This is a genomic window from Streptomyces sp. H27-C3 (assembly GCF_030063415.1).
In the GTDB taxonomy this organism is placed as follows: Bacteria; Actinomycetota; Actinomycetes; order Streptomycetales; family Streptomycetaceae; genus Streptomyces.
In genome coordinates, this window is record NZ_JASITA010000017.1 from 157762 (window position 1) to 165176 (window position 7415).

Annotated in this window: 7 protein-coding genes; 3 read left to right on the plus strand and 4 right to left on the minus strand. The window is 67.7% G+C overall.

What is annotated here, in order from left to right; genetic code table 11:
- Positions 1–444: 444 nt before the first annotated feature.
- From QMK30_RS19215 to QMK30_RS19230, 4 genes are all read right to left on the minus strand, one after another.
- Positions 445–1791: a citrate synthase gene (locus QMK30_RS19215; RefSeq protein WP_283519514.1), complete on the minus strand. Its 1347-nt coding sequence runs from the start codon at positions 1789–1791 to the stop codon at positions 445–447.
- A 125-nt stretch (positions 1792–1916) separates the two neighbouring features.
- Positions 1917–4157 carry an SF1B family DNA helicase RecD2 gene (recD2, locus tag QMK30_RS19220; RefSeq protein WP_283519515.1) on the minus strand — a complete coding sequence of 747 codons (2241 nt, stop codon included), beginning with the start codon at positions 4155–4157 and terminating at the stop codon, positions 1917–1919.
- 201 nt (positions 4158–4358) lie between these two features.
- Complete coding sequence (locus QMK30_RS19225; RefSeq protein WP_283519516.1) at positions 4359–4715, minus strand: hypothetical protein; 357 nt, start codon at positions 4713–4715, stop codon at positions 4359–4361.
- Entirely contained in the window at positions 4712–5029 is a 318-nt protein-coding gene (locus QMK30_RS19230; RefSeq protein ID WP_283519517.1) for a hypothetical protein, read from the minus strand. Before QMK30_RS19230 ends, QMK30_RS19225 begins: the two co-directional genes overlap by 4 nt.
- Positions 5030–5226: 197 nt before the next feature.
- Here QMK30_RS19230 and QMK30_RS19235 point away from each other — a divergent pair, with 197 nt between their 5' ends.
- The 3 genes from QMK30_RS19235 to QMK30_RS19245 all read left to right on the plus strand — a co-directional run bounded on the left by QMK30_RS19235 (position 5227) and on the right by QMK30_RS19245 (position 7130).
- The gene (locus QMK30_RS19235) at positions 5227–6051 is read left to right on the plus strand and encodes a helix-turn-helix domain-containing protein (RefSeq protein WP_283519518.1); all 825 of its coding nucleotides are present in this window, start codon (positions 5227–5229) and stop codon (positions 6049–6051) included.
- Positions 6038–6262: a DUF397 domain-containing protein gene (locus QMK30_RS19240; protein WP_283519519.1), complete on the plus strand. Its 225-nt coding sequence runs from the start codon at positions 6038–6040 to the stop codon at positions 6260–6262. Before QMK30_RS19235 ends, QMK30_RS19240 begins: the two co-directional genes overlap by 14 nt.
- A 364-nt stretch (positions 6263–6626) precedes the next feature.
- Positions 6627–7130: a DUF937 domain-containing protein gene (locus tag QMK30_RS19245; RefSeq protein WP_283519520.1), complete on the plus strand. Its 504-nt coding sequence runs from the start codon at positions 6627–6629 to the stop codon at positions 7128–7130.
- The last annotated feature ends 285 nt before the right edge of the window (positions 7131–7415 follow it).

Here is a 7415-nt window from a genome sequence, read left to right on the forward strand (position 1 = left end):
ACAGGTCACCGTGATTTGAGGGTAACCATATGGGCCACTCGCGAGTCTAAGTGGGCGATGCCAAGGACGTCTTGGGGGACGTTCGCGAAATGTCTTGGGGGACATTTCGGGCAAACGTAGGCCGGGGCACGTGCAACCGGGGAGCTTTGAGCGGCCCTCCCGTACGTACGGGTCCCGGCAGACCGCGCAAGACGAGCTCCTGCTCACCACAGACGCCCGGCCGGATCCCGTGGGGGGAATCCGCTCGGGGAAATGGGAAGCGCCCCGCATTGTCGACCCGTGGGGGGATCGGCAGCGGGGCGCTTTCCGCTTTTCAGCGGCAGACGCGGTGGTGCGTCAGTGGCGCGGGCGGGGCGTCAGCGACCCTCGACCGGAGCGCCCGAAGGACCTCACCCGTGGCTGTGCCGGCCCGGGGGACACCCCCCGGACCCTCAGCCGATCGCGTCAGCGACTCTCGACCGGGGCGAACTCCCGAAGGACCTCACCCGTGTAGATCTGGCGCGGGCGGCCGATGCGCGATCCCGGCTCCTTGATCATCTCGTGCCACTGGGCGATCCAGCCCGGGAGACGGCCCAGCGCGAAGAGCACCGTGAACATCTCGGTCGGGAAGCCCATGGCCCGGTAGATCAGGCCGGTGTAGAAGTCGACGTTCGGGTAGAGCTTGCGCTCCACGAAGTACTCGTCGGCCAGCGCGTGCTCTTCGAGCTTGAGCGCGATGTCGAGCAGCTCGTCATCCTTGCCCAGGGCGGAGAGAACGTCGTGCGCCGCAGCCTTGATGATCTTCGCCCGGGGGTCGAAGTTCTTGTAGACGCGGTGCCCGAAGCCCATGAGCTTCACGCCGTCTTCCTTGTTCTTCACCTTGCGGATGAAGTTGTCGACGTCGCCACCGTCGGCCTGAATGCCCTCGAGCATCTCCAGCACCGACTGGTTGGCGCCACCGTGCAGCGGGCCCCACAGCGCGCTGATGCCGGCGGAGATCGAGGCGAACATGTTCGCCTGCGAGGAGCCGACCAGACGCACGGTGGACGTCGAACAGTTCTGCTCGTGGTCCGCGTGCAGGATCAGCAGCTTCTCCAGCGCGGCGACGACGACCGGGTCCGGCACGTACTCCTGCGCCGGCACCGAGAAGGTCATGCGCAGGAAGTTCTCGACGTACCCGAGGTCGTTGCGCGGGTAGACGAAGGGGTGCCCGATCGACTTCTTGTACGCGTACGCCGCGATGGTCGGAAGCTTGGCGAGCAGGCGGATCGTCGAAAGGTGACGCTGCTGCTCATCGAACGGGTTGTGGCTGTCCTGATAGAACGTGGACAGCGCGCTGACCACCGAGGACAGCATCGCCATCGGGTGCGCGTCACGCGGGAAGCCGTCGAAGAACCGCTTGACGTCCTCGTGCAGCAGCGTGTGCTGGGTGATCTCGTTCTTGAAGGCCGCGAGCTCGTCGACCTTGGGGAGCTCACCGTTGATCAGCAGGTAAGCCACCTCGACGAAGGTGGAGCTTTCGGCGAGCTGCTCGATCGGGTATCCCCGGTAGCGCAGGATGCCCTGCTCACCGTCGAGATAGGTGACAGCGGATTTATAGGCGGCGGTATTGCCGTACCCACTGTCCAACGTCACCAGGCCGGTCTGCGCCCGGAGCTTCCCAATGTCGAAGCCCTTGTCGCCGACGGTGCTGTCGATCACCGGGTAGGTGTATTCGTCATCGCCGTACCGCAGTACTACAGAGTTGTCGCTCACGTCATCCCTCACCGACGTAGTGCCTCTTCTTCGAGGTGCCCTGACTGTCTCTACCATCCCCCACTTGGCTCAGGAGAGTGCACTCGGGGTCGACCATCAGGCCTATCGGCGGCACTCAGTGCCGCCAACCTGGTCATCCTGCCCCCTTCGCCCCAGTTCCGGGAAGTCCTGGATGGCGTTTCCTACCAATGGTCCTCTATGAGACGTTTCGAGAGGCGGTGGTCGAGCGCCGTGCACCGTCTGCCCGCGGAAACCGTGCGGACGGCCTGCCCTATCGCTTTTCTGGAGCCGACGAGGACGACCAGCTTCTTGGCCCTGGTCACCGCCGTGTACAGCAGGTTCCGCTGGAGCATCATCCACGCTCCGGTGGTGACGGGGATCACCACCGCGGGGTACTCGCTGCCCTGCGAACGGTGGATCGTCATGGCGTACGCGTGCGCCAGCTCGTCCAGCTCGTCGAAGTCGTACCCGACCTCCTCGTCCTCGTCGGTCAGCACGGTCAGGCGCTGGTCGTCCAGGTTGAGCGAGGTGACCACGCCCACGGTGCCGTTGAAGACCCCGTTGAGTCCCTTCTCGTAATTGTTGCGAATCTGAGTGACCTTGTCTCCGACGCGGAACACCCTTCCGCCGAACCTCTTCTCGGGAAGGTCGGGCCTGGCGGGCGTAATGGCCTGCTGGAGCAGGGCGTTGAGCGTGCCGGCGCCCGCCGGGCCCCGGTGCATCGGGGCAAGCACCTGGATGTCGCGCCGCGGATTGAGGCCGAACTTGGCGGGAATGCGGCGGGCAGCCACGTCCACCGCGAGCTTTCCCGCCTCCTCCGTCTCCTCCTCCACGAAGAGGAAGAAGTCCGGCAGGCCCTGAGTGATGGGCTGCACACCGGAGTTGATGCGGTGGGCATTGGTGACGACACCGGACTGCTGGGCCTGGCGGAAGATCCGGGTGAGGCGGACGGAGGGGACCGGGCCGCCGTCCGCGAGCAGATCGCGCAGCACCTCGCCGGCTCCGACGGAGGGCAGTTGGTCCACGTCCCCGACGAGCAGCAGGTGCGCGCCCGGCGCGACCGCCTTCACCAGCTTGTTGGCGAGGAGGAGGTCGAGCATCGAGGCCTCGTCGACGACGACCAGATCGGCGTCGAGCGGCCGGTCCTTGTCGTACGCCGCTTCGCCGCCCGGTCGGAGTTCGAGCAGCCGGTGCACGGTGGACGCGTCGGCCCCGGTCAGCTCGGCCAGCCGCTTGGCGGCGCGGCCGGTGGGGGCGGCGAGGACCACCTTGGCGTTCTTGGCGCGGGCCAGCTCCACCACCGAGCGGACCGTGAACGACTTGCCGCAGCCCGGCCCGCCGGTGAGCACCGCGACCTTCTCGCTGAGCGCCAGCCTGACGGCCGCCTCCTGCTCGGGCGCGAGACTGGCGCCCGTACGCTCCCCCAGCCAGGCCAGCGCCTTGTCCCACGCCACGTCCCGGAAGGCCGGCATCCGGTCCTCGTCGGCGCGCAGCAGGCGCAGCACCTGCGCGGCGAGGGAGATCTCGGCGCGGTAAAACGGCACGAGGTAGACGGCGGTGACGGGCTCGACGCCGTCAGGCCCCGGGACCTTCTCCCGTACGACGCCCTCCTCGGCGGCGAGTTCGGCGAGGCAGTCGATGACCAGGCCCGTGTCGACCTGAAGCAGCTTGACGGCGTCGCTGATCAGCCGCTCCTCGGGGAGGTAGCAGTGGCCCTGGTCGGTGGACTGGGACAGCGCGTACTGCAGCCCGGCCTTGACCCGCTCCGGGCTGTCGTGCGGAATGCCGACGGCCTGGGCGATCCGGTCGGCGGTGAGGAAGCCGATGCCCCAGACGTCGGACGCCAGCCGGTAGGGCTGGTTCTTCACGACGGAGATCGAGGCGTCGGCGTACTTCTTGTAGATCCGCACGGCGATGGAGGTGGAGACGCCGACACCCTGGAGGAAGATCATGACCTCCTTGATGGCCTTCTGCTCCTCCCAGGCGGCGCCGATCAGCTTGGTGCGCTTGGGCCCGAGGCCGGGGACCTCCACGAGGCGCTTGGGCTCGCGCTCGATGATGTCGAGGGTGTCGACGCCGAAGTGCGTGGTGATCCGGTCGGCCATGACCGGGCCGATGCCCTTGATCAGGCCGGAGCCGAGGTAGCGGCGGATGCCCTGGATGGTGGCGGGGAGGATCGTTGTGTAGTTCTCGACGGTGAACTGCTTGCCGTACTGCGGGTGCGACCCCCAACGGCCTTCCATCCGCAGCGACTCACCGGGCTGGGCGCCGAGCAGCGAGCCGACGACGGTGAGCAGATCGCCGCCGCCCCGGCCGGTGTCGACGCGGCCGACCGTGTAGCCGGTCTCCTCGTTGGCGTACGTGATCCGTTCGAGGACGCCTTCGAGGACGGCTCGGTTGGGTGCTGGCGCTGGGCTGGACATGATCCGACGCTACCGGGCGGCGCTGACAGCGGGGTACGGGGCCGCAGGCGGGATCACGGCCGGGGGGAAGCCCGCTTGATTGTTCCCTGGGCCCGCACAGGGGCTGTACGGCCGTCCAGCACGCACGCGACGGCCAGGGCGATGTGGTCGATTGCTCGATCAGGATTGGTGACAGTACGGGCACCGGTCAGTCGGATCGCGTCATTGCCATTTCTCGGTTTCCGCAGATCGGCATGGACCTGGGCCACCGTCGGGAGCGACTCGCACCGCGTCCAGCCGGGCTCCCCGGCTCTCGGCGACCCGCGTGACGTCCCGCAGCGACTCGGTCAACCGGCTTGCGAGAAAGTGCAGTTCCTTCCGGCCGACCCGCTGATTCGCCAAGAGGTCGGCCGCATGGCCCAACAGCTCGTCCGCCATACCGAGCTGGATACTCTCGACGCCATTCGCCATGCGGGACACGTAGCCGGTGCCGTCCCCCAGGACGTAACACGACTTGCCCTCCGCCCCCGCCCAGGGCAACAGCCGGAGCGTCCGCCCCTCGTACCCCTCCCCGCTCATGCGACCGCCTCCGCGCGCGGGTTCTTCCCGGTACGGACAGAGTTGATGACCGGGAGCCGCACGGCTCGGGACACGGAGAGAGTCTCCTCCAGCGCTTGACCTCCGAATTCCACGCCGCGCACCGCGAGCCACAACACCCGCCGCTGCCGGCCCTCGGCGGCCCCCCGGCCCTGCGCTTCTTCGGCCAGTCGCCGCTCGTGCGCCACGAGGTACGGGCGGACCAGCAGGCTGTCCTCGCCCCGCGTCGGCCTCCCGCCGATGCGTCGCACGGTCGGGCCGCCGACGTAGTCGCACGAGTACGGATACGTGTCCACGTAGGGCCTGTGCCGCCCCCCGCCGGGCATCAGGAACCTCAACAGCGCCTCCAAGAGCCGAGCGCAGATAACCCTCATGCCAGCCTGCCTTTCCTAGCGTTCTGTAGCGAACAGATCACAGAATGGGGTCGCCCCTCGCTACGCTGCCAGGAGTCAGCGCTTGACAACGCATCTGTCAGGTCAGGGAGTCAGAAGCCATGGACGAAACCCACAGCCCGCGCAATCCACGGGAGAAGTACGGCGAAGAGCTGCGGCTGAGGCGCCTGGCGTCGAAGCTGACTCAAGAGGCGCTGAGCGAGATGGTCGTGTGCTCATCCACGCTGATCAGCCATTTCGAGGCCGGCCGAAGGCTCCCCCGGCTGGAGGACGCCCAGCGGATCGACCGGGCGCTCGGTACGGACGGGTTCTTCGCCCGATGGCTGGAGGACCTGGAGACCAAGTACGCCGATCACTTCGCGTCAGTGGCCGAGCTGGAACAACAGGCCCTCTGCATCCGGCAGTTCGCACTTTCCCTCGTACCAGGAATCCTGCAAACACCCAGCTACGCGCGCGCTCTGTTCTGCGCGTACCGGCCGAACCACCGGCCCGAGGAACTTGACAGAGACGTTGTCATTCGAACGGAGCGTGCCCGGGTTCTCGACGGGCCGTTGAACCCTGTCATTTGGACACTGCTGGACGAGGCGGTCCTCCGGCGCCAGGTAGGAGGGCCTCTCGTCATGGCAGAACAACTGCAGCGGATCGCGGATCTGGCGGAGTCGGGGCGTCTGCGGTTGCATGTACTGCCGTTCGGGGTGGGGGCGCATGCGCTGCTGGAGAGCCTGCTCACTCAGATGGATTTCAAGGACTCTGCGCCACTGGCCTACGTCGAGGGCCTCTTTACCGGCCACTTGATGGACGATCCAGCCCTGGTGGCCGGGTGCCGCACGGCCTACGATCTTGCGCTGAGTGACGCGTTGTCCCAGCAGGAATCACTGGCCCTCGTCAGGGCGGTAGCAGAGGAACACGAACATGGTCAGCAGTGAACACACCATCCCCGATTCCTCCGCGCTGACCGACTGGTACAAGTCCAGCTTCAGCGGCGGTGGGCAAGGCGAGTGCCTTGAGGTCGCGCGGGGCTACGGCGACGTACCGGTGCGGGACAGCAAGGCCGTGACGGGCCCCGTGGTGGTCTTCCCGGCAGAGGCCTGGTCGTCGTTCGTCTCCGGCGTCAAGGGCGGCTTCTTCCCCGGCTGAACAATGGAACGTCAAGGCTCCGACCGCTCGCCGACTTGACGAGGCAACCGTCAAGTCCGGGCGACAGTGATGCCTGGGCCAGGTCGCGAAGCTGTTCGTGCACGCTGCGGGCTGACGCATCTGTACGGAAGCTTCAAGCCCCACTCCGGGGACTTTGCCCGGAAACCGCAGAGGCCCGGTCCGTCGACCGGGCCCCCCAGATCCCCCTCCGTCACAGGCCTCCCTGAATCCCCCCGGATCCACCCCCGGAAGCCCTGATGCCAAGTAGGACCCACGTAGTGCGCGAAGGGTTGCACGGTGGATGAGATTCATTTAGTTCGGACACAAGGTGCCGACAAATAGTCATGCACGTAGCGTTTCGGTCATGAATGATGACTCGCTGCAGAAGGATGTACTCGACGAGCTCGGCGACGACAAGCTCCAAGAGATCGCCGGGCTGCTGGGTACGGACACCGCCGGGGCTCAGGACGTCGTGCAGAGCAGCGTCAGCGCGCTCTCCGGGGGCCTGGAGGAGAAGGCGGTCGCCGCGACCCCCGAGGAGGCGGAGGAGGTCCGCCTGGCCATCGCCGACGCCGCGGAGCCGCCCTTGCAGGGCGTGGCCACGCTCGGTGGCGGCCTGGGCGGGATGCTCTCCGGCGGCCTGATGGGCGGTGTCCTCGCCAAGATCGCCAGGCCGGCCGCGGCGGCCGTCGCGAAGCGGACGGGATTGCCGGTGGCGTCGGTGACGAAGGCGTTCGAGGTCGTGCTGCCGGTGGTGGTGGCGGTCCTCTCGAAGCGCGCGGCGCGGGGTAAGGCGACGGCCTCCGGCGGTGGCGGGCTCGGGGATCTGCTGGGCGGGCTGCTCGGTGGGGGCGGCGCGAAGAAGTAGGCGGGGTGGGTGAGTGCGGGTGCACGCGGGTGCGCTGCGGGTACGAGTGGTGCGCGGTGCGGGTGCCTGGACAGCGCGCGGGTGCGGTGAGGGTGCGCTGCGAATGCAGGTGGTGCGCGGTGCGGGTTGCCTGCGGCGCGCCCCCCTACCCGCCCCTCCCGAAACCGGTGCAGGCCCCGGACCCCGGACGGGCTGATTTTCAGCCCGTCCGGCGTTTGAGGACTTCGGGAAGGGGCGGGTAGGGGACAAGCCCGCCGCAGGCGCCCACCCGCACCCGTCCCCCAC

What these genes read in the sequence shown, in the direction of transcription:
- QMK30_RS19215 (WP_283519514.1), bottom strand. Translation starts at nt 1,791, where the DNA reads ATGGTAGAGACAGTCAGGGCACCTCGAAGAAGAGGCACTACGTCGGTG.
- recD2 (WP_283519515.1), bottom strand. Translation starts at nt 4,157, where the DNA reads ATGTCCAGCCCAGCGCCAGCACCCAACCGAGCCGTCCTCGAAGGCGTC.
- QMK30_RS19225 (WP_283519516.1), bottom strand. Translation starts at nt 4,715, where the DNA reads ATGAGCGGGGAGGGGTACGAGGGGCGGACGCTCCGGCTGTTGCCCTGG.
- QMK30_RS19235 (WP_283519518.1), top strand. Translation starts at nt 5,227, where the DNA reads ATGGACGAAACCCACAGCCCGCGCAATCCACGGGAGAAGTACGGCGAA.
- QMK30_RS19240 (WP_283519519.1), top strand. Translation starts at nt 6,038, where the DNA reads ATGGTCAGCAGTGAACACACCATCCCCGATTCCTCCGCGCTGACCGAC.
- QMK30_RS19245 (WP_283519520.1), top strand. Translation starts at nt 6,627, where the DNA reads ATGAATGATGACTCGCTGCAGAAGGATGTACTCGACGAGCTCGGCGAC.